15 protein-coding genes are annotated in these 21,365 nt (G+C 44.8%); 2 read left to right on the forward strand and 13 right to left on the reverse strand.

Features of this window, described 5'->3' with window-relative positions; genetic code table 11:
* Positions 1-69 precede the first annotated feature (69 nt).
* Positions 70-1,524 carry a sucrose-6-phosphate hydrolase gene (locus tag D8804_RS04230; RefSeq protein WP_125398950.1) on the forward strand — a complete coding sequence of 485 codons (1,455 nt, stop codon included), beginning with the start codon at positions 70-72 and terminating at the stop codon, positions 1,522-1,524.
* Entirely contained in the window at positions 1,505-2,470 is a 966-nt protein-coding gene (locus D8804_RS04235; RefSeq protein ID WP_000225989.1) for a LacI family DNA-binding transcriptional regulator, read from the forward strand. Before D8804_RS04230 ends, D8804_RS04235 begins: the two co-directional genes overlap by 20 nt.
* Positions 2,471-2,505: 35 nt before the next feature.
* Here D8804_RS04235 and D8804_RS04240 read toward each other — a convergent pair whose 3' ends face one another.
* The 13 genes from D8804_RS04240 to D8804_RS10070 form a co-directional block, all read right to left on the reverse strand.
* On the reverse strand, positions 2,506-3,780 hold the full coding sequence (locus D8804_RS04240) for a hydroxymethylglutaryl-CoA reductase, degradative (protein ID WP_125398951.1): 1,275 nt from the start codon (positions 3,778-3,780) through the stop codon (positions 2,506-2,508).
* Entirely contained in the window at positions 3,780-4,952 is a 1,173-nt protein-coding gene (locus tag D8804_RS04245; protein ID WP_125398961.1) for a hydroxymethylglutaryl-CoA synthase, read from the reverse strand. The genes D8804_RS04240 and D8804_RS04245 overlap by 1 nt, the downstream gene beginning before the upstream one ends.
* 119 nt (positions 4,953-5,071) lie before the next feature.
* Entirely contained in the window at positions 5,072-5,527 is a 456-nt protein-coding gene (locus D8804_RS04250; protein ID WP_125398952.1) for a threonine/serine exporter family protein, read from the reverse strand.
* A gap of 1 nt (position 5,528) precedes the next feature.
* Entirely contained in the window at positions 5,529-6,287 is a 759-nt protein-coding gene (locus D8804_RS04255; RefSeq protein WP_000344526.1) for a threonine/serine exporter family protein, read from the reverse strand.
* 87 nt (positions 6,288-6,374) lie between these two features.
* Positions 6,375-8,258, reverse strand: a complete 1,884-nt coding sequence (pknB, locus tag D8804_RS04260; RefSeq protein WP_125398953.1) for a Stk1 family PASTA domain-containing Ser/Thr kinase — start codon at positions 8,256-8,258, stop codon at positions 6,375-6,377.
* Positions 8,255-8,995 (reverse strand): Stp1/IreP family PP2C-type Ser/Thr phosphatase, encoded by a 741-nt coding sequence (locus D8804_RS04265; protein WP_125398954.1) that lies wholly within the window; start codon positions 8,993-8,995, stop codon positions 8,255-8,257. Before D8804_RS04265 ends, pknB begins: the two co-directional genes overlap by 4 nt.
* Positions 8,996-9,010: 15 nt before the next feature.
* On the reverse strand, positions 9,011-10,324 hold the full coding sequence (gene rsmB / locus D8804_RS04270) for a 16S rRNA (cytosine(967)-C(5))-methyltransferase RsmB (RefSeq protein WP_185774027.1): 1,314 nt from the start codon (positions 10,322-10,324) through the stop codon (positions 9,011-9,013).
* Positions 10,317-11,252 (reverse strand): methionyl-tRNA formyltransferase, encoded by a 936-nt coding sequence (fmt, locus tag D8804_RS04275; protein WP_125398956.1) that lies wholly within the window; start codon positions 11,250-11,252, stop codon positions 10,317-10,319. The genes rsmB and fmt overlap by 8 nt, the downstream gene beginning before the upstream one ends.
* 12 nt (positions 11,253-11,264) lie before the next feature.
* Complete coding sequence (locus D8804_RS04280) at positions 11,265-13,661, reverse strand: primosomal protein N' (RefSeq protein ID WP_125398957.1); 2,397 nt, start codon at positions 13,659-13,661, stop codon at positions 11,265-11,267.
* A gap of 65 nt (positions 13,662-13,726) precedes the next feature.
* The gene (rpoZ, locus tag D8804_RS04285; protein ID WP_002874282.1) at positions 13,727-14,041 is read right to left on the reverse strand and encodes a DNA-directed RNA polymerase subunit omega; all 315 of its coding nucleotides are present in this window, start codon (positions 14,039-14,041) and stop codon (positions 13,727-13,729) included.
* 24 nt (positions 14,042-14,065) lie between these two features.
* Positions 14,066-14,692: a guanylate kinase gene (gene gmk / locus D8804_RS04290; RefSeq protein ID WP_125398958.1), complete on the reverse strand. Its 627-nt coding sequence runs from the start codon at positions 14,690-14,692 to the stop codon at positions 14,066-14,068.
* Positions 14,693-14,826: 134 nt separating this feature from the next.
* A complete protein-coding gene (locus tag D8804_RS04295) occupies positions 14,827-16,440 on the reverse strand; it encodes a ribonuclease Y (RefSeq protein ID WP_049519337.1) in 1,614 nt (537 codons plus the stop codon).
* Between the two features lie 715 nt (positions 16,441-17,155).
* On the reverse strand, positions 17,156-21,365 hold a 4,210-nt coding region (locus D8804_RS10070; RefSeq protein ID WP_185774028.1), incomplete at its 5' end, for an LPXTG cell wall anchor domain-containing protein.

A 21,365-nucleotide genomic window follows, 5' to 3' on the forward strand; every position in this document is an offset into this window, starting at 1 on the left:
AAGACTTGCTTTTTTTGCCGAAAACGTTTACTATTAATAATAGAATAGAACTTATGGAGGAAAGATAAAATGGAATGGACAACTGAGCGTCGTTATAGACCCTATGAAGATTGGACGCAAGAAGAAATTCAACATATAAAGGAAAAGATGGCACAATCTCCCTGGCATACTCATTACCATGTTGAGCCAAAAACAGGACTTCTCAACGATCCAAATGGCTTTTCTTACTTTGATGGCAAGTGGATCCTCTTTTACCAGAATTTTCCTTTTGGTGCAGCCCACGGTTTGAAATCTTGGTCACAGCTAGAAAGTGATGATTTGGTTCACTTTAGAGAAACTGGAGTCAAAGTTTTGCCTGATACTCCATTAGATAGCCACGGTGCCTACTCTGGTTCTGCCATGCAGTTTGGCGATAACTTGTTCTTGTTTTATACAGGAAATGTCCGTGATGAAAACTGGATTCGTCACCCTTACCAGATTGGTGCTTTGATGGACAAGGATGGCAAGATTACAAAGATTGACAAGGTCTTGATTGATCAGCCTTCTGACTCTACAGACCACTTCCGCGACCCGCAAATTTTTAACTTCAAAGGTCAATACTATGCTATCGTCGGTGGACAGGATTTGGAGAAAAAAGGCTTCGTCCGTCTCTACAAGGCTGTTGACAACGACTACACAAACTGGCAAGCAGTTGGCGATCTTGACTTCGCTAACGATCGCACTGCCTACATGATGGAATGCCCAAATCTGGTCTTTGTAGGGGAGCAACCTGTCCTTCTCTACTGCCCACAAGGTTTGGATAAGGACGTTCTAGACTATGACAATATCTTTCCAAATATGTATAAGATCGGGGCTTCCTTTGATCCTGAAAATGCTAAAATGGTAGATGTGTCTCAACTTCATAATCTAGACTATGGTTTCGAAGCCTATGCGACTCAAGCCTTTAACGCTCCAGATGGACGTGCATTGGCAGTAAGTTGGCTTGGGCTACCAGATGTTTCTTATCCATCTGACCGTTTTGACTACCAAGGAACCTTCTCCTTGGTAAAAGAACTCACTATCAAAGATGACAAACTCTATCAATACCCTGTCGTAGCTATCAAAGAACTTCGTGTCTCTGAAGAACCCTTTTCAAATCGTGCTCAAACGAATAACAGCTATGAACTCGAGCTCAACTTGGAAGCCAATAGCCAGAGCGAGATTGTCTTACTAGCCGATAAAGAAAGCAAGGGCCTTTCAATCAACTTTGACCTTGTAAATGGTCAAGTGACAGTGAATCGTAGTCAGGCTGGTGAGCAGTATGCCCAAGAATTTGGTACAACTCGTTCTTGCCCTATCAATAACCAAGCTACTACTGCCACTATCTTCATCGATAAGTCGGTCTTTGAAATTTTCATCAATAAAGGAGAAAAAGTATTTTCTGGTCGTGTCTTCCCACATGCGGACCAAAATGGTATCCTGATCAAGTCTGGAAACCCAACTGGAACTTACTATGAATTAGATTATGGTCGCAAAACTAACTGATGTCGCAAAACTTGCAGGCGTCAGCCCCACTACCGTCTCACGGGTCATCAATAAAAAGGGATATCTATCTGAGAAAACCATTCAAAAGGTAAATGAAGCCATGCGAGAATTGGGCTACAAACCCAATAACCTAGCACGCAGTCTACAAGGAAAATCAGCCAAGTTGATTGGACTTATTTTTCCAAACATCAGTCATGTCTTTTATGCGGAGTTGATTGACAAGTTGGAACACCAGCTCTTCAAGAATGGCTACAAGACCATCATCTGTAACAGCGAACATGACTCTGAAAAAGAACGGGAGTACATTGAAATGCTGGAGGCCAATCAGGTCGATGGTATCATTTCTGGAAGTCACAACTTGGGAATCGAAGACTACAATCGTGTGACAGCACCGATTATTTCCTTTGACCGAAACTTGTCTCCAGACATCCCTGTCGTCTCCTCTGATAACTACGGTGGCGGGGTCCTCGCAGCTCAAACTCTAGTCAAGACAGGCGCCCAGTCTATCATCATGATTACAGGGAATGACAATTCCAACTCGCCTACTGGACTGCGCCATGCTGGCTTTGCATCTGTACTCCCAAAAGCTCCTATTATCAATGTTTCAAGTGACTTTTCTCCCGTCAGAAAGGAAATGGAAATCAAGAATATCTTGACCCATCAGAAACCAGATGCTATCTTTGCTTCTGACGATTTGACAGCCATTTTGGTTATCAAAATCGCTCAGGAGCTAGGTATCTCTGTTCCTGATGAGCTCAAGGTCATCGGCTATGATGGGACTTACTTTATCGAGAACTACTACCCTCACCTGACAACGATTAAGCAACCTCTAAAAGAGATTGCCCACCTAACTGTCGATCTTCTCCTGCAGAAAATTGAAGGCAAGGAAGTTGCGACAACTGGTTATTTCTTACCCGTTACTCTATTACCCGGTAAAAGTATTTAAGCACAAGAAAACTCAGACTGATTTGTCTGAGTTTTTTATGATCTTAAGTTTTCGAGATAACGCTGGGCTGTCTCTAAGTTAAAGGTTTTATCTGCGATGAGGCGCTCAACGAGAAGAGCAACTTCAGACTCACTAGCACCTGCTAGGAGAGCTAAGGATTTGGCCTGCAATTTCATGTGGCCTTGCTGGATGCCCGTACTTACCAAGGCTTTGAGGGCCGCAAAGTTTTGGGCGAGACCGATAGACACGATAATCTGAGCTAATTCTTTGGCAGAAGGATTTCCCAGTAGTTCATGACTGAGGGCTACACGCGGGTTGAGACCGATTGAGCCACCCTTGGTCGCTACCGGCATGGGTAGGGTCATCTCACCGACCAATTCTTCTCTTTCCATGTCCAGTGTCCATTGACTAAGACCTTGATAGCGTCCATCTCGACTGGCAAAGGCATGGGCCCCAGCTTCGATGGCACGCCAGTCATTACCAGTGGCAATCAAAATGGCATCAATACCATTAAAAATCCCTTTATTGTGAGTAGCTGCTCGGTAGGGATCAGCCTGTGCAAACTGGCTAGCCAAAGCTATTTTCTCCGCAATTTCTCGTCCTTGATCCCTTTGGGGACTCAAGTAGCGAAAGGCGATACGACAGCTTGCAGTCACCAGAGAATCGGTCGCGTAGTTGGACAAAATTCCCATAAGACTCTGTCCCTGACTGAGTTCTTCTAAGACTGGTTTCAAGGCTTCCAGCATGGTGTTAAGCATATTGGCTCCCATGGCTTCCTGAGTATCGACATGGAGATAAACAACGAGAAAGTCTGTTTCACCTTTGATCTGCTCTACATGCAAATCACGCGCCCCGCCACCACGTTTAACGATGGACGGATAGGCTTGATTGGCAAGTTCTAAGAGCTCCGCTTTCTTGCTGGCAATCTTCTCTTGCGCTTGTTCAGGATTAGCAACTTGATAAATGGCTACCTGACCAATCATCTGGCGCTCATGTACTTGAGCAGTAAAGCCACCTGCTCGCTTGATGATTTTACTTGCATAGCTGGCCGCAGCAACCACTGAGGGTTCTTCTGTCACATAGGGAACTGTGTAGTCCTGACCGTTCACCAAAAGCTCTGGAATGATAGAATAAGGCAGAGAAAAAGTTCCCACTACATTCTCACTCAGCTGATCTGCAACTGCCAAGCTGATTTGTTCATCCTGCTCCAGACTGGTTTGCTTTTCAGGACTAAGGAGCGCCTGAGCTTTCAGTAACTCAAGGCGCTCATGGTATGACTTTTTAGAAAATCCATTCCAACTTCTCTTCATTATTTTTCAACCTTGCTATAACGGCGTTGGTGGTCGACAATTTCAACCAAGGCATAGTCTTGATGTTCATAGCCTGCAAATTGGGCTGAACCAGATTCATCCAACTGCACCTCTTCGAAGAAGACTTTTTCATAGTCTGCAACAGACAATGCTGTACGTTGTTTGAGTTTGTTCAAGCGATCCTTATCAAGGTAAGCCTCATAGCCTTCGACCAATTCACCACTAAAGAACTCTGAAACCGCTCCACTTCCGTAACTGTAGAGGGCAATTTTATCTCCAGCCTTCAAATTCTCTGCATTTTCCAAAAGAGAAAGGAGCCCGAGGAAGAGGGAACCTGTGTAGATATTCCCAATCATCTGACTATAGAGAATGGACTTATCAAAGTTTTCTTGCAAACTATCCTGTTTTTCTTTAGACAAAGTTTTGTCCATCATCTTGCGCAAGCCTTTTAGGGCCAACTTAGGATAAGGCAAATGGAAGCAGATAGCCGCAAAGTCATCCATAGTCCAATCATAGCGTTTCTTGTATTCATCCCAAGTCGTTGTCAGGCAATCAAGATACTGTTGGGTCGAGTACATGCCGTTTACATAAGGAGTGCTTGAATAGTTCGGACGCCAGAAATCCATGATGTCGCGCGTTTGAGCAACGTTATCATTGTTAAAGGCCATGATACGCGGATTTTGGGTGATCAACATCGCCACACTTCCAGCACCCTGAGTTGGTTCGCCCGGAGTTCCGACACCATACTTGGCAATATCACTGGCAATGACCAAAACCTTAGATTCTGGAGAATTTTCCACATGCAATTTAGCATAATGGAGGGCAGCTGTTGCTCCATAGCAGGCTTCTTTGATTTCAAAGCTACGGGCGAAAGGCTGAATGCCTAATAGGCCATGAACAAAGACTGCCGCTGCCTTACTCTGGTCAATCCCTGACTCGGTCGCCACGATGACCATGTCGATTTCTTCTTTTTCTTTATCTGTGAGGATAGAGTTGCTGGCACTAGCAGCCAAGGTAACAATGTCCTCAGTCAGTGGCGCAATACTAATTTCATTTAACAAGAGTCCCTTGCTAAATTTTTCGGGGTCAACTCCCCTCGCTTCTGCTAGGTCTTGTAATTTCAAGACATATTGACTGGTCGCAAAACCAATCTTATCAATACCGATTGTCATATTTACCTCTGTTTTTTCATTCATTGTAAAAAATCGTTTCATTCTATTTTATCACAAATAGGGGCAAAAGAGAGAAAAAAGACTTGATTCACCAAATCAAGTCTTTTTCTTTGACAGCCTTAGGAGGAGATTCCTCGTTGTTTTCGGATATAGTAATAGAGCTTTAAAATCACCGTTCCACTAGCCATCCCGATAGAAATGACCAGAGCCAACATAACCACCAAGGTCGCGCTGGCAAGAGCATGACTGTAATCACCTGTTACAAAAAAAGCAGTCGTCCGATAGGAAAGATAACCTGGCACCAAGGGGGCAAGAATAGCCAAGACAAAGACCACTGCTGGTGTCTTGTAGAGAATACTTAAAATCTGGCTGATACAAGAACCTACCACAGCCGCGATAAAGGTCGCAACGATGACATTGGTTGGTTCTTTGAGTAAGAGATAGAGGAGCCAAACGCCCATTCCCAAAACCCCACCAGGCAGAAGCATGGAGCGTTGGACATTCAGTACGATGAGAAAGTTGATAATGGCGAGCAAACTCGCCACCGCTTGGAGTAAAATACTTGTTAGAGTCATCTTATGTCATCAAAACCAGGGCGACAGAAGTGCCAGCCCCTAGAGCGAGGGTAATGAGCAGAGATTCAAACATCTTGCTCATACCAGAGTTGATATGATTGGTCATGATATCTCGAACCGCATTTGTCAGAGCAATCCCTGGAACAAAGGGCATGACGGCTCCTGCTATGATTAGGTCTGCAGTCGAAGGAAATCCAGTATAGCGAGCCCAGAACTGGGCAATCAAGCCAAAAACAAAGGCACCCGCAAAAGCTGTTACAAAAGGAATTCGGATAAACTTCTCGACATAGAGAGAGAAAGCAAAACCAAACAAGGTCGCAACGCCTGCTCCAAAAGCATCATAGACATTGCCGCCAAACATAATCGAGAAGAAAGGAGCACTGAGGGTTGCTGCTACAGTCACTTGGAGCTTGCTATAAGGAAGAGCTTGATTTCTGATTTCCTTCAGCTTTTTAAAAGCTGTAGAAAGATCAATCTGGCCACCCACAAGTTCTCGTGATACTTGGTTGACATCACAGACTTTTTCGATGTTATAGGAGGATGACGTCACCCGTTTCATCCGAGAAATATTGGTGTTTTCAATCGAAAAGAAAATAGCTGCAGGCATGGCAAGAACATTGCAATCCACTATTCCCTGTGAATGGGCAATGCGAATCATGGTGTCCTCAACCCGATGAATCTCCGAACCACTTTTCAGGAGAATGGTTCCAGCTAGCATAATCACATCAATGACAGCATTTAACTCTTTTGATTCGTCCATTTTCTACTCCTATTTTCTACTCCCTTTATTCTATCACAAAAGTTCATGAAAAAAAATCTTTGTCATGAAATCATGACAAAGATTGGGTTAATTTCGTTCATTACTTGACGTTCTACTGCCATCTGAAGAATCCGTTGTAGGGTTGCTACCTTGATTGTTACTCTGTGAAGGCGTCGTGTCTGTTCCTGGATTTCTGTGTTGAGACGAACTTGATGAAGAAGGAAGTGGTTTTGGTTTATAAATAGAAATCTTAACACGTGTTTTATTGAGATCTACCTTTTCTCCAGGTTTAGGGTCCTGACTAACAACTGTTCCTGCAGTAGTTCCTTCAGGAGCAGTTGATACTTCCACAACTTCGATATTGGCCTCTTTTACACCAACAATCTGAGTCAAATTGTTCTTAGTAAATTCGAGACTTGAACCAATGTAACTTGGCATCGAAACGCTGGTCACCTTCTTAGCAACTGTTAAGGTAATCGTGCTGGCTTTCGTGAGATCGTAAGTACTTCCTGCAGCTGGGGTTTGCCTAATGACTGTTCCTGGATCGCTTTCGCTAGATTCCTCTTCCTCAACCTTGATAAGATTTTCTGGAACCTTTTTCCCTTTGAGCTCTGCGACAACATCCGAGGACTTACGTCCTACATAGTTACTTAGTTGGAAGGATTGCTTACCTGATGAAACGATTAGATTTACTTTGCTTCCTTCTTTTCGACCACTTCCAGCTTCTGGGTCTGTTCGAATGACGCGACCTTCGGCTACTGTCTCACTGGCCTCTGTTTTTTCTTCACCTACTTCAAAATTAGCCTTTTTAAGGGCTTCTTTTGCCTCTGCTACTGTCTGTCCCGATACATTTGGAATAGCAATAGTCGCTGGAGTTCGGGAGAAGATCCAAATCAAAGAGGCTGCAACTAGCAAGGCACTGGCCAGTAAAATCATGTAGCGAGCTTTAAACTTCCGTTTTTTCGCTGGTTTTGGTACTGGTGCTTCATCTACCACCTGCTGAGTCTGCTCTTTTGATTGAGGCCGCTCTAATTGTGGCTTAGCCTTCGGAATAGAGGTTAGAGTGCTTTGTGGAACTTTAGGCAAGGTCTTGGTATCAACCTTGCTTGCCTCATCAAAGACTAGCTTTGGTTCTCTCCTACGATTGTGAGACAAACAACTCGACAAGTCCACATACATTTCTGATACAGACTGGTAGCGATCTGTCAATTTCTTGGCCGTTGCCTTGATAACGACATTTTCCAAAGCTTGTGGTACTGCTGGATTCTCAGCGATAACAGATGGAAGTGGTTTTTGGAAATGCTGGAGGGCAATAGTCACTGCACTATCCCCATCATAAGGGATATGTCCAGTCAACATTTCATAGAAAATAATCCCCATAGCATAGATGTCACTCTGCACAGTTGCCTTGGAACCACGAGCCTGCTCAGGTGAGAGATAGTGGACTGAACCGAGCATGGAGTTGGTCTGTGTCAGACTGGTCTCTGCAAAAGCCACGGCAATCCCAAAGTCTGTAACTTTGGCAGTTCCATCTGGTGTCAAGAGGATATTTTGAGGTTTCAAATCTCGGTGGATAATCCCTCTCGTATGCGCCAGACGCATCGCCAAGAGAATCTGTCCCATAATACGGACGGCTTCTTCATTTGAGAGAGGGGAGTGTTCTTTGATATAACGTTTGAGGTCAAGCCCTGCCACATACTCCATAGCTAGGTACTGCTGACCGTCTTCCTCACCGATATCTGTTATTCGAACGATATGGGGATGATCCAGATCCGCCATGGCTCTCGCTTCACGTTGAAAACGTGCCACAGCAATCGGATCTGTCTGATAGTTAGTCCTCAGGACCTTAACCGCCACTTCTTCCCCGTCTAGGATCAAATCCTTGGCCAAGTAAACATCTGCCATGCCTCCTCGACCAATCTGTTTGACAATCCGATATCGTCCGGCAAAAATCTTGCCGATCTGGATCATTCTACTTCCTCCTCATTCATGTGAACAAGGGCAACCGTGATATTATCTAAGCCTCCTGCATTGTTTGCAAAACGAATCAAAGTTGCCGCCTTGTCTGCCAAGGAAATATCACTCGTTACAATATCGTAGATATCGCTTCCTGAGATCATATTGGTCAAGCCATCACTGTTGAGCAAGAGGTAGTCTCCTGGCTCTAGGCTAACCATGCCAAAATCTGGTTGAATTTCATCTTTTTGCCCAATGGATTGGGTAATGATATTTTTCTGCGGATGAATTTCTGCCTCCTCTGGAGTTAGCTGGCCAGCCTTTAGCAGAGCATTAACCAAAGAATGATCACTTGTGAGCTGGCGATAATCTTCACCACGGATCAAACCAATACGAGAATCACCAATATGGGCATAAATAGCTTGATTTCCAATAATGGCTACTGCTTCAAGCGTTGTTCCCATCCCCTTATAGGCTTCGTCTTTCCCCATCTGATGAATTTTTTGATTTTCAAGTTCCAGATAGTGGGCAAACCATTCACGGATCTCATTGACGGTGTCGATTTGGGTATCAACCCAAGCCACGCCCAGATCTGTCACCGCCATCTCACTAGCGATATTGCCTGCACGGTGTCCTCCCATCCCATCAGCCAAGAGGATCATGGTGCGCCCTGCTCGGTTGACAAAGTGATTGACATAGTCTTGGTTATTTGTTCGTTTCTGACCAACATCTGTTAATAATGCTATTTCCATTGTGTCAGTTCCTTCCTAATCTGATATCTTGCGGAATTGGCTGATAAAGAATCCATCACTTCCGTACAATTCAGGAGTAATCAAGATACAGCCATCCTTCAAAATATCCTTGCATTCGTGTTCTAGTTTAACCTGCTCGAACTCGGGGTGACTTTCTAAAAATGCCTCAACGACGTGAAAGTTCTCCTCTGAGACGATAGTGCAGGTACTATACGTTATTATACCACCTTTTCGTAAGGTTTGACAAACACTACCTAGTATTTCCAACTGAATTTGCTGTAATGATGCGAAATCCGCCGTTTCTTTATTGTATTTGATATCTGGTTTGCGACGCAAAAGTCCAATCCCAGAACAAGGAGCATCTACTAAGATCTTGTCAAAGTAGTCCCGACCGAAAAATTCATGTACTTTTCTGGCGTCCAATTTTTGTGTTTGAACCCGATCCGCCACACCCAGACGTTGGGCATTTTCTTGGATTAAATCCAACTTATGATCATACAAGTCCAGAGCAGTAACCTGACCTGTCGTGAGATAAGAAGCCATATGGGCTGTTTTCCCACCCGGAGCGGCACAGGCATCTAGGACCTGTTCATCACCTTGTAGATGAAGAGTCGGAGCAACCAATTGACTAGACTCATCTTGGATGGTAATGGCCCCTTCTGCGAACAAATCATGTCCTGCAAAGTGGCCTTGCTCCTTGACCAGACCAGTGGCTGCCAAAGGGGAATCAGCCGCCTCTAACAAAGCTTTGATTTCCTCTTTTCGGCTCAAGTCGGTCACCCGAATACTGGCCTTATTTCGCACCAAGAGACTTTTAAAGATGGCTTGTGCTCGCTCTTCACCGTATTCTTCCTTAAGTTTAGACACGAGCCAAACCGGGAGAGAATAGGCGATGGAATCACGCTTATTTTTGCGTTTGATGCTGTCAACATCTGGCCAGCCTTCTCGCAAAATACGACGAAGGACGGCGTTGACCAATTTTTCACTGCCTTTTTTACGGAATTTAGCTATTTCCACCGCTTCATTGACCACTGCGTGATCGGGAATCTTATCCAGAAAACGGAGTTGGTAGATACTCATAAGGAGCAGGATATAGAGCCAGTTATCTAGCTTGTCTCGGTCTTCGATAAAGTGGGACAGGTACCATTCCAGAGTCAGTTTGCGGGTTACCGTTCCGTAGACAATCTCTGTTACTAAACCCTTGTCTGCTGCTGAGAGTTGACTCCCCTTGAGGTGTTTATTTAAGGCAATATTTGAATATGCTTGATTGACAAAAACATCCTCTAGCACTGCTAGGGCGAGACTTCTAGCCGTTTCTACTTTAGTCACCAAATCGTTCTCCTACTGTCAATGTCCGTCCCACTCCGTTGAGGAAGGAAGCAATGTCCATCTTAGGCTTCCCAGCTGGCTGCACTTGCTTGAGAGACAGAGCCCCTTCTGCCGTAGCGACAATCAATTCCTTCTTGCCAATTGAGAGGATCTCGCCTGGAGCTCCCTGACCTTCTACAGGTAGGGCTTCATAGATCTTAAAGCGGTCTCCCTTGAGAAAAGTATGGGCAACAGGCCATGGATTCATCCCTCGGATTTGGTTAAAGAGTTGACGGTTAGTCTTATTCCAGTCCAACTTTTCTTCTTCTGGTTTGATATTTGGCGAGAAAGTGACTAGACTTGGGTCCTGAGGCACAGGTTTGATCTCCCCAGCAATATAGGCAGGAAGGGTGTCCAAAAGCAAGTCACGACCAATAATCGCTAATTTTTCAAACAAGGTGCCGACATTGTCTTCATCTGTGATGGGAATACTGCGACGGGAAATCATATCCCCTGCATCCATTTCCTTAACCATCTCCATAATGGTCACGCCAGCTTCCTCATCCCCTTGAATCAAGGCATAATGAATGGGTGCGCCACCGCGGTGTTTTGGAAGGAGGGAGGCGTGAACATTGACCGCAAAATCCATGCTATCAAGAAGTTTACTTGGGAGAAACTGCCCAAAAGCAGCAGTGATAATCCCATCGGCTCCTAGCTTCATAATGGCTTCCATCTCTGGACTTCCAGATAATTTTTCAGGTTGGTAGATGGGAAGGCCAGCTTCTTTGGCAGCCTGCTTGACTGGGGTTTCTTGGATCACTTTTTTTCGGCCGACAGCACGGTCTGGCTGGGTCACAACAGCTAGGATCTCGTAACGGTCGTCTGATAACAACCCCTTCAAAACTGTCGCTGAAAAATTAGGGGTCCCCATAAAGATTAGTTTTGTCATTTCTTCTCCTTCTTATAAAAATTGCTGTGGCTCATGGTCAATACTGAGACGAAGCTCGCTATTTTCCCGTTCTTGAGTCAAGGCCAAGACCTGATTGAGGGTTGGACCCAGCTCATCTTCTAAACGGTATTTAATCAAAATCTGGTAATGATAAAGGTTGTGGGTGCGGGCAATGGGTTTTGGTGTCGGTCCAAGGATTTTACTAGTTTCCGATAAACCTGAGCGCAAAATTCCCATGACTTCATAGGCACGTTTGACAACCTCTTCTTCTTTCTTATGAGAGAGGGTAATTCCAATAGTGAAATAATAAGGCGGATAGCCGAGTTGGCGCCTAATACTCATTTCATAGGCATAAAAACCTTCGTAGTCATGGTCTTTGGCAAAACGAATGGCATAGTGCTCAGGATTGTATGACTGAATCAAGACCTGCCCAGCTTTTTCCGCACGACCTGCCCGACCAGCCACCTGAGTTAAGAGTTGGAAGGTTCTCTCAGAAGAACGGAAATCAGGCAAGTTTAGGGCTGTATCCGCATTGAGGACTCCGACTAGGGTCACATTTGGAAAATCCAAGCCCTTCGCAATCATCTGAGTTCCCAACAAGATATCTGCTTCACTTCGCCCAAACTGGTCCAGAAGAGCTTGGTGACTGCCTTTCTTGCGGGTCGTATCCACATCCATCCGTAGAATGCGGGCCTGAGGAAAGAGTTCTACCAGTTCATCATAGGCTTTCTGAGTCCCTGTACCGTAGTAGCGAATGCTGCGGCTCTGACAGTTTGGACAGGCCTGAGGAATCCCCTTCGAAAAACCACAGTAATGGCAGTTCATGGTCTTGGTATCCATGTGGAGAGTCAGAGAAATGTCACAGTTGGGACAGCTATCTACCGTCCCACACTCCCGACACATAACAAAGCTAGAATAACCCCGACGGTTGAGCATGAGGACTACCTGCTCTTTTTTATCCAGACGGTCTTGGATGGCCTCTAGCAAAGGAGGGGTAAAGTTTGATGTCTCATTTTGTCCGATATAGTCCCGAAAATCAATCACTTGAACCTCGGGAATCGTAGCCAAAGGATTGGCTCGTTGGGTCAGACGTAAGTGGTGATAGACACCTTTTCCAGCTCGCGCACGGCTTTCTAAGCTCGGTGTCGCTGAACCAAGGACCAGAGCAGCTTGATTGTACTGGGCCCGTAGAATGGCGACCTCTCTAGCATGATAACGGGGATTGCTGTCTTGCTTGTAACTAGCTTCATGCTCTTCATCGATAATCATGACACCGAGATTTTTCAGAGGAGCAAAGATGGCCGATCTAGCCCCAACTACAACTTGAGCATCTCCACGTTCCACCTTGCGCCATTCATCGTACTTTTCACCATTGGACAAGCCTGAATGAAGGATGGCTACTTTCTCGCCAAAACGAGCAATGAAACGCTCCGTCATTTGTGGCGTCAGAGAAATCTCAGGTACCAGCAAAATAGCCGTCTTACCCTTGTCCAAGGCTCCTTGGATAATCTGCAAGTAAACCTCTGTCTTCCCACTTCCTGTAATCCCTTGAAGGAGGAAGGGAGGCTGTTGACTGCCAATAGCACTGATAACAGCATCGCGAGCTTGTCTTTGCTCTGGGTTCAGCTCCAAAGGTCTACTTGCTTCAGTGCCTTCAAAATAAACAGCTGAACGTTGCACTTCCTTTTGGACAAGGCTTAGAGCTCCTTGATCCACAAAAAAGTTGACTTGCTCCCGCGAATAAGACTCTAACAAACTAGCCAGAGGAGCACTTCCAGGATGAGACAGCAAATAGTCTCTCAGCTCTGCCTTTTTCTTGGCACGCGTAGAAATCTCAATCTGCTCTAGTCGAGTATCATCAACCTCATACCAAGACTGGGTCTTGACCTTCTTTTGATCGACTGCTTGGTATTCTAAACGGAGTAGCCCTTTTCTGGTCAAGCGCATCATTTCTGCCTGTTTGGCAAGGTCTAGAGAAGAAAAGGCTAGCGAAGCTTCTGAACCAAACAAACGCTCTTTGTCATCCTGACTCAGACCTTCCAGAGGATAGAGAATCTTATCATAGCTGGAGTTTAAAAATCCCGGAAGCATAGCTTTTAGAATGGAGATTTTGTAAGAAAAGACGGACTTACGTAACTCCTCGGCTAGCCAGAGTTGCTCCTGAGTCAAGACTGGAGAAAAGTCCAGCACTTCTGCAATCTCTTTCAAGTCCTGATCTGCCACCTCTTCATCCGACTGGGACTCCAAGCCAAGAACAATTCCTTGTATCAAACGATTGCCCTTGCCGAAGGGGACATGGACCCGCATACCGACTTCCAGCATTTCCAGAAATTCCTCAGGAACCTTGTAACTGTATGGCTGGTCCGTCTGCATCAAGGGAACATCCACGATAATCTTTGCGATTGCCATTTTCTCACCTCCTTCTTGTCAGTAAATTCTAGCAATAGAAAAAATAAGATTGAGTCCCCCCAACCTTAAATTTTTTCACCATCTTCTTTTTCTTTAGCGATTTGCTCTTTGATTTTCTTTTCTTCTTCTTCTTTGCGGCGTTTTTCTTCTTCGATACGGAGACGAACCGCTTCACGTTTTCCTTCTGGATCTGGGTGAATGGTTACATTTCCAGACTCGATTTCTTCCAAAGCACGAAGAGTTGATTTTTCAGACTTAAACTCTTGAGTTGCTGGCGCGCCTGCTTCTAGTTCGTGGGCACGTTTTGCTTCCAAGATTACGAGTGAATATTTTGATGGCACCTTGTCGAGCAAGGTATCAATAGAGGGTTTTAACATCATTTGCTTGTACCTGTTTCCTATAGTTTATCGAGTAGTTGGAGATTTTGGCAACATCTCCTGATAGTGACCAATGACACGGTCCACACGGAAGTGTTCTGCTTCGATCACACGCTTGACACGTTCAGCAGCGAGGGGCACCTGATCGTTGACAATGGCATAATCATACTCACGCATGAGAGCAATTTCTTCCTTGGCTTTTTCGATTCGTTGGGCAATCACTTCAGCGCTATCTGTTCCACGACCTACCAAACGATCTTGCAATTCATCCAAATCTGGTGGCGTTAAAAAGATAAAAACAGCATCTGGAACCTTTTTCTTAACCTGAAGGGCTCCTTGGACTTCAATCTCAAGAAATACATCGATTCCCTTGTCCAAAGTTTCATTGACATAGGTCAGAGGAGTTCCATAGTAGTTACCGACATATTCTGCATATTCCAACATCTGACCTTGACGGATCAGCTCTTCAAACTCTTCACGAGTACGGAAGAAATAGTCTACCCCGTCCACTTCACTAGGACGTTGCGCCCGTGTTGTCATCGATACAGAGTATTGAAATTGATTCTCAGAACTCTCAAAAATCTCTCTTCTAACCGTTCCTTTCCCAACTCCTGAAGGACCAGAAAAAACGATTAGCAAGCCTCGGTCTGCCATTATGTCTCCTTTAGTTAGTCTGTGAAATAAAGTGAAATTTCTCTCGGATACTGATGATTGCGTCAGTTATCCTTCTACAGTCTTTCTATCTAGTGTAACAAAAAAGCAGTAATTTTTCAACTGCTCTTTCTTATTTATTTCGCATAATCTACTGCACGAAGTTCGCGGATCACGGTTACCTTGATATTTCCTGGGTAATCGAGATTGTTTTCAATTTTCTCACGAACTTTGTGAGCCAAGATTGTGACTTTGTCATCTTTGATTTGTCCTGGATTAACCATGATACGAATTTCACGACCTGCTTGAAGGGCAAAGCTATTTTGCACTCCTTCAAAGCCATTGGCAATTTCTTCCAAATCATGGAGACGCTTGATATAGCTTTCAAGAGACTCGCTACGAGCACCTGGACGCGCCGCACTCAAGGCATCTGCTGCAGCAACGATCACTGCAATGACGCTTTCGGCTTCGACATCGCCGTGGTGGCTAGCAATCGTATTCACCACAACTGGGTGTTCCTTGTACTTACGAGCCAACTCTGTACCAATCTCAACGTGGCTACCTTCAACCTCGCGGTCAATAGCCTTCCCGATGTCATGAAGGAATCCAGCACGACGGGCAAGAGCTGCATTTTCACCAAGTTCACTGGCGATGATACCAGATAACTTAGCAACCTCAATCGAATGACGCAAGACATTTTGTCCATAAGAAGTACGGAACTGCAAGCGTCCCATGATCTTCATCAAGTCTGGATGAAGGTTTGGCGCACCAATCTCATAGGCAGCAGCCTCACCGTATTCACGGATTTTATTATCAATCTCTTGACGGTTTTTCTCCACCAACTCCTCGATACGAGCTGGGTGGATACGGCCATCCTTGAGCAACATTTCCATGGTCATACGAGCAATTTCACGACGAATCGGATCAAATCCTGACAAGGTTACCACTTCCGGTGTATCGTCGATAATCACATCGACCCCTGTCAAACTTTCAAAGGTACGAATATTGCGACCTTCACGACCGATAATGCGCCCCTTCATGGTATCATCTGGTAGGTGAACTGTCGAGTTTGTTGACTCTGCTACATAGTCACCAGCGATACGCTGCATAGCCTGAACCAAGATATCTTTGGCAATCTTATCTGAACGCTCCTTCACTTCTTGCTCAGCCTCACGAATGCGGCTAGCAATTTCCTTGGTCAAGTTTTCCTCTGTTTGAGCCAAGATAATATCTCGAGCCTCAGTCTGGGAAAGCGAACCGATACGTTCAAGTTCAGCTTCTTTTTGTCTTTCGACTTCCTCTAATTGCTCTTCACGTGCATCAAGGTTTTTTGCTCTATCAGAAATACTTTGTTCTTTTTGTTCAAGTGTTTTTTCTTTGTTCGTCAAATTGTCGTCCTTACGGTCAAGGCTCGTAGCTCTCTCCGTCAAACGACTTTCAATTTGCTTGAGCTCCTGACGTTCTGACTTAAATTCAGCGTCCACTTCTTCACGGTATTTTCTGGCTTCCTCTTTGGCCTCCAATAGTGCTTCTTTTTTAAGAGACTTGCTTTCGCTCTTGGCTTCATTTAGCAATAAATCCGCTTCGCGCTCAGCTTGTCCTCGTAAATTAGTTGCTTCTTGTTCAGCATTTAGAAGCATCAACTCTGCAGCCTCTTGAGATGATTTCATCTTAGCTGAGATGCTGACATATCCAATGACTAAACCAATGATGACGGCAAAAACAACAATCGCAATGGTCATGATTTCCATGTTTTTACCTCATTAAATTTGTTTATCGAATGACATACATTCCTTAATATTCTATCATAAAAAACCGATTTCCACAAACCCAAATTGAAGAGTTTTGTGTGATTTTTTGAAGAAATTCCTTGGATTTTCAAGCAAGATTAAGATTCTTTAAAAATTTAAATTTTCATGAAAGTCGAGGCAAAAAAGAGTAATCACCCACCAAAGACTACTTCTACAAATGGCTTAAAGAAAGTTCAGAAACAAGTGAAAGCGGTTCACTGTAGACAGATTTAACAGCCAGATCTCCATCATCACACTACTTCAAAATACCAAAATTATACTGAATAAATTTCACATATTCCAACATCTCAGTCGCGCTATAATAAAGCCTTTTATCCTCAAACTTTCAGAGAAACTTTAGCACCTTGTGAGATTGACAGCCAGACGTTGACTTGTTCTAGTAAACTTCGCCATTAGTTGGAAGCAATCAGCAAGAATATAAGATATCTAGTATTTGATTTTCAAAATTTCAAAAATTTAGAGTGATAATTCTCGTTACTTTGAATGTTAGAAAAGAGAGAACCAATCTGATTCTCTCTCATGCTTAGTTAGATCTCACCCTCTACATCTACAGTTGACAAAGAGCCAAAAACCCCAGATAGCCTTAGGCATCTGGGGTTCTTGTTTTCGTCGCTAAAATGATATCAACAATTTCATTTTAGTCGATTTTTGGGACTTAGTCTTCTAAATCCATTTCAGAAGCTGCTGATTTCTTCTTCTTGCCAAGAAGAGAGGCAGTTGCCAAGGCAGCTACTCCTAATCCAAGACCAGCAAATTGGTTACTTGCAGTTCCTGTATTTGGAAGTTTTCTACCGTTTGAACGTCCTGGTCCAGCAGGTTGCTGTGCAGGAGCTTGTGAGTGGTTCAATGCACTTGAGATTGAAGCACTGTCAGACAAGCTAGCTGAGGTGCTTGCGCTGTTGCTCATGCTTGTGCTTGTTGAAACTGATTCACTTGTGCTGATTGAAGCACTTACGCTGTTGCTCAAGCTTGCTGAAGTACTTGCTGAAGTTGAGGCATTGCCTGAACCATTGCTTGTACTTGTTGAAACTGAACCACTACCTGAGTTGTTGCTTGCGCTGATTGAAGCAGAAGCTGATTGGCTTGCTGATACAGATGCTGAAGTGCTTTGACTTGCAGATACTGATGCTGAAGCTGATTGACTAGCTGAGCCATTGCTTGTGCTTGTTGAACCTGAACCGCTACCTGAGTTGTTGCTTACACTGATTGAGGCAGAAATGCTGTCACTCAAGCTTGTGCTTGTTGAGACTGACTCACTTGCGCTGATTGATGCTGAAGTACTATCGCTCAATGACACACTTACTGATTTGCTGAGTGAAACTGATTCACTTGCACTTACAGATTCAAGGTAGCTAGGAAGGTTAAACTCTGGCTTAGATTCGCTTGTTGGCTCACCCTTACTATAGCTGAATGAGTTAGATTGTTGTGACGCACTTGTACTCAAACTACTTGAAACGCTATTGCTAAGTGATGTAGATGTGCTTACGCTGTTACTCAAGCTTACTGAAGTACTTGTTGAAACTGAAGTACTACTTGAGTTGTTGCTTGCTGATTCAGATGCACTGATTGAAGCAGATACGCTATTGCTCAAGCTTGTGCTTGCTGATTGGCTAGCACTGATTGAAGCAGATACGCTATTGCTCAAGCTTGTGCTTGCTGATTGACTAGCACTGATTGAAGCAGACACGCTGTTGCTCATGCTTGTGCTTGCTGATTCAGATGCACTGATTGAAGCAGATACGCTATTGCTCAAGCTTGTGCTTGCTGATTGGCTTGCACTGATTGAAGCAGATACACTGTTGCTCATGCTTGTGCTTGCTGATTGGCTAGCACTGATTGAAGCAGATACACTGTTGCTCAAGCTTGTGCTTGCTGATTCAGATGCACTGATTGAAGCAGATACGCTATTGCTCAAGCTTGTGCTTGCTGATTGGCTTGCACTGATTGAAGCAGATACACTGTTGCTCATGCTTGTGCTTGCTGATTGGCTAGCACTGATTGATGCAGATACACTGTTGCTCAAGCTTGTGCTTGCTGATTCAGATGCACTGATTGAAGCAGATACGCTGTTGCTCAAGCTTGTGCTTGCTGATTGGCTAGCACTGATTGATGCAGATACGCTGTTGCTCAAGCTTGTGCTTGCTGATTGGCTAGCACTGATTGAAGCAGATACGCTGTTGCTCAAGCTTGTGCTTGCTGATTGGCTTGCACTGATTGATGCAGATACGCTGTTGCTCAAGCTTGTGCTTGCTGATTGGCTAGCACTGATTGATGCAGATACGCTGTTGCTCAAGCTTGTGCTTGCTGATTGGCTAGCACTGATTGAAGCAGATACGCTGTTGCTCAAGCTTGTGCTTGCTGATTGGCTAGCACTGATTGATGCAGATACACTGTTGCTCAAGCTTGTGCTTGCTGATTCAGATGCACTGATTGAAGCAGATACGCTGTTGCTCAAGCTTGTGCTTGCTGATTGGCTAGCACTGATTGAGGCAGATACACTGTTGCTCAAGCTTGTGCTTGCTGATTGGCTAGCACTGATTGATGCAGATACACTGTTGCTCAAGCTTGTGCTTGCTGATTGGCTAGCACTGATTGAGGCAGATACGCTGTTGCTCAAGCTTGTGCTTGCTGATACTGAAGCACTGATTGAAGCAGACACGCTGTTGCTCAAGCTTGTGCTTGCTGATTCAGATGCACTGATTGAAGCAGATACGCTGTTGCTCAAGCTTGTGCTTGCTGATACTGAAGCACTGATTGAAGCAGACACGCTGTTGCTCAAGCTTGTGCTTGCTGATTCAGATGCACTGATTGAGGCAGATACGCTGTTGCTCAAGCTTGTGCTTGCTGATTGGCTAGCACTGATTGAGGCAGATACGCTGTTGCTCAAGCTTGTGCTTGCTGATTGGCTAGCACTGATTGAAGCAGATACACTGTTGCTCAAGCTTGTGCTTGCTGATTCAGATGCACTGATTGATGCAGATACTGATGCTGAAGCTGATTGGCTTGCACTTACAGACGCTGAAGCTGATTCACTTGAGCTTACTGATGCTGAAGCTGATTGGCTTGCAGATACTGATGCGCTAGCTGATTGGCTAGCTGATACAGACGCTGAAGCTGATTCACTTGAGCTTACTGATACTGAAGTTGATTGACTAGCTGATACAGACGCTGAAGCTGATTCACTTGAGCTTACTGATGCTGAAGCTGATTGGCTTGCAGATACTGATGCTGAAGTTGATTCACTTGAGCTTACTGATGCGCTAGTTGATTGACTTGAGCTTACTGATGCTGAAGCTGATTCACTTGCAGATACTGATGTTGAAGCTGATTCACTTGAGCTTACTGATGCTGAAGTTGATTGACTTGAGCTTACTGATGCGCTAGTTGATTGGCTTGCACTTACAGACGCTGAAGCTGATTCACTTGCAGATACTGATGTGCTTGCTGATTGGCTTGCACTTACAGATGCTGAAGTTGATTGACTTGAGCTTACTGATGCTGAAGTTGATTGACTAGCTGATACAGACGCTGAAGCTGATTCACTTGAGCTTACTGATGCGCTTGCTGATTGACTTGCAGATACTGATACTGATGCTGAAGTTGATTCACTTGAGCTTACTGATGCGCTAGTTGATTGACTTGAGCTTACTGATGCGCTAGTTGATTGGCTTGCACTTACAGACGCTGAAGCTGATTCACTTGCAGATACTGATGCTGAAGTACTTTGACTTGCAGATACAGACGCTGAAGCTGATTGACTTGCAGATACTGATGCGCTAGTTGATTGGCTTGCACTTACAGATGCTGAAGCTGAGGCACTTGCAGATACTGATGCGCTTGCTGATTGGCTAGCTGATACAGATGCTGAAGCTGATTCACTTGCAGATACTGATGCTGAAGTACTTTGACTTGCAGATACAGACGCTGAAGCTGATTGACTTGCAGATACTGATGCGCTAGTTGATTGGCTTGCACTTACAGATGCTGAAGCTGAGGCACTTGCAGATACTGATGCGCTAGCTGATTCACTTGCAGATACAGACGCTGAAGTTGATTGACTTGCAGATACTGATGCGCTTGCTGATTGGCTAGCTGATACAGATGCTGAAGTTGATTGGCTTGAGCTTACTGATGCGCTTGCTGATTGGCTAGCTGATACAGATGCTGAAGCTGATTGACTTGCAGATACTGATGCGCTTGCTGATTGGCTAGCTGATACAGATGCAGAGTGGCTCGCGCTTGCTGAGATAGAAGCTGAGTTCTGGTTGTTAGATGCTGAAGCTGAGGCACTTTGGCTTGCTGATACTGATGCTGAAGTACTTTGACTTGCAGATACAGACGCTGAAGCTGATTGGCTTGCTGATACAGACGCAGAGTGGCTCGCGCTTGCTGAGATAGAAGCTGAGTTCTGGTTGTTAGATGCTGAAGCTGAGGCACTTTGGCTTGCTGATACTGATGCTGAAGTACTTTGACTTGCAGATACAGACGCTGAAGCTGATTGGCTTGCTGATACAGATGCTGATTGACTAGCACTTACTGATGCTGATGCGCTTTGGCTTGCTGATACAGACGCTGAGTGGCTCGCGCTTGCTGAGATAGAAGCTGAGTTCTGGTTGTTAGATGCTGAAGCTGAGGCACTTTGGCTTGCTGATACAGACGCAGACTGGCTCGCGCTTGCTGAGATAGAAGCTGAGTTCTGGTTGTTAGATGCTGAAGCTGAGGCACTTTGGCTTGCTGATACTGATGCTGAAGTACTTTGACTTGCAGATACAGACGCTGAAGCTGATTGGCTAGCTGATACAGATGCTGATTGACTAGCACTTACTGATGCTGATGCGCTTTGGCTTGCTGATACAGACGCAGAC

Source organism: Streptococcus oralis (assembly GCF_003944215.1).
In the GTDB taxonomy this organism is placed as follows: domain Bacteria; phylum Bacillota; class Bacilli; order Lactobacillales; family Streptococcaceae; genus Streptococcus; species Streptococcus oralis_BI.

Bases quoted from the DNA above. Each gene is read 5' to 3' on its own strand.
- D8804_RS04280 (WP_125398957.1), bottom strand. From the start codon at position 13,661: ATGGCAATCGCAAAGATTATCGTGGATGTTCCCTTGATGCAGACGGAC.
- D8804_RS04245 (WP_125398961.1), bottom strand. From the start codon at position 4,952: ATGACAATCGGTATTGATAAGATTGGTTTTGCGACCAGTCAATATGTC.
- D8804_RS04295 (WP_049519337.1), bottom strand. From the start codon at position 16,440: ATGGAAATCATGACCATTGCGATTGTTGTTTTTGCCGTCATCATTGGT.
- pknB (WP_125398953.1), bottom strand. From the start codon at position 8,258: ATGATCCAGATCGGCAAGATTTTTGCCGGACGATATCGGATTGTCAAA.
- D8804_RS04235 (WP_000225989.1), top strand. From the start codon at position 1,505: ATGGTCGCAAAACTAACTGATGTCGCAAAACTTGCAGGCGTCAGCCCC.
- D8804_RS04250 (WP_125398952.1), bottom strand. From the start codon at position 5,527: ATGACTCTAACAAGTATTTTACTCCAAGCGGTGGCGAGTTTGCTCGCC.
- fmt (WP_125398956.1), bottom strand. From the start codon at position 11,252: ATGACAAAACTAATCTTTATGGGGACCCCTAATTTTTCAGCGACAGTT.
- D8804_RS04240 (WP_125398951.1), bottom strand. From the start codon at position 3,780: ATGAAGAGAAGTTGGAATGGATTTTCTAAAAAGTCATACCATGAGCGC.
- D8804_RS04265 (WP_125398954.1), bottom strand. From the start codon at position 8,995: ATGGAAATAGCATTATTAACAGATGTTGGTCAGAAACGAACAAATAAC.
- D8804_RS04255 (WP_000344526.1), bottom strand. From the start codon at position 6,287: ATGGACGAATCAAAAGAGTTAAATGCTGTCATTGATGTGATTATGCTA.
- rpoZ (WP_002874282.1), bottom strand. From the start codon at position 14,041: ATGATGTTAAAACCCTCTATTGATACCTTGCTCGACAAGGTGCCATCA.
- D8804_RS04230 (WP_125398950.1), top strand. From the start codon at position 70: ATGGAATGGACAACTGAGCGTCGTTATAGACCCTATGAAGATTGGACG.
- gmk (WP_125398958.1), bottom strand. From the start codon at position 14,692: ATGGCAGACCGAGGCTTGCTAATCGTTTTTTCTGGTCCTTCAGGAGTT.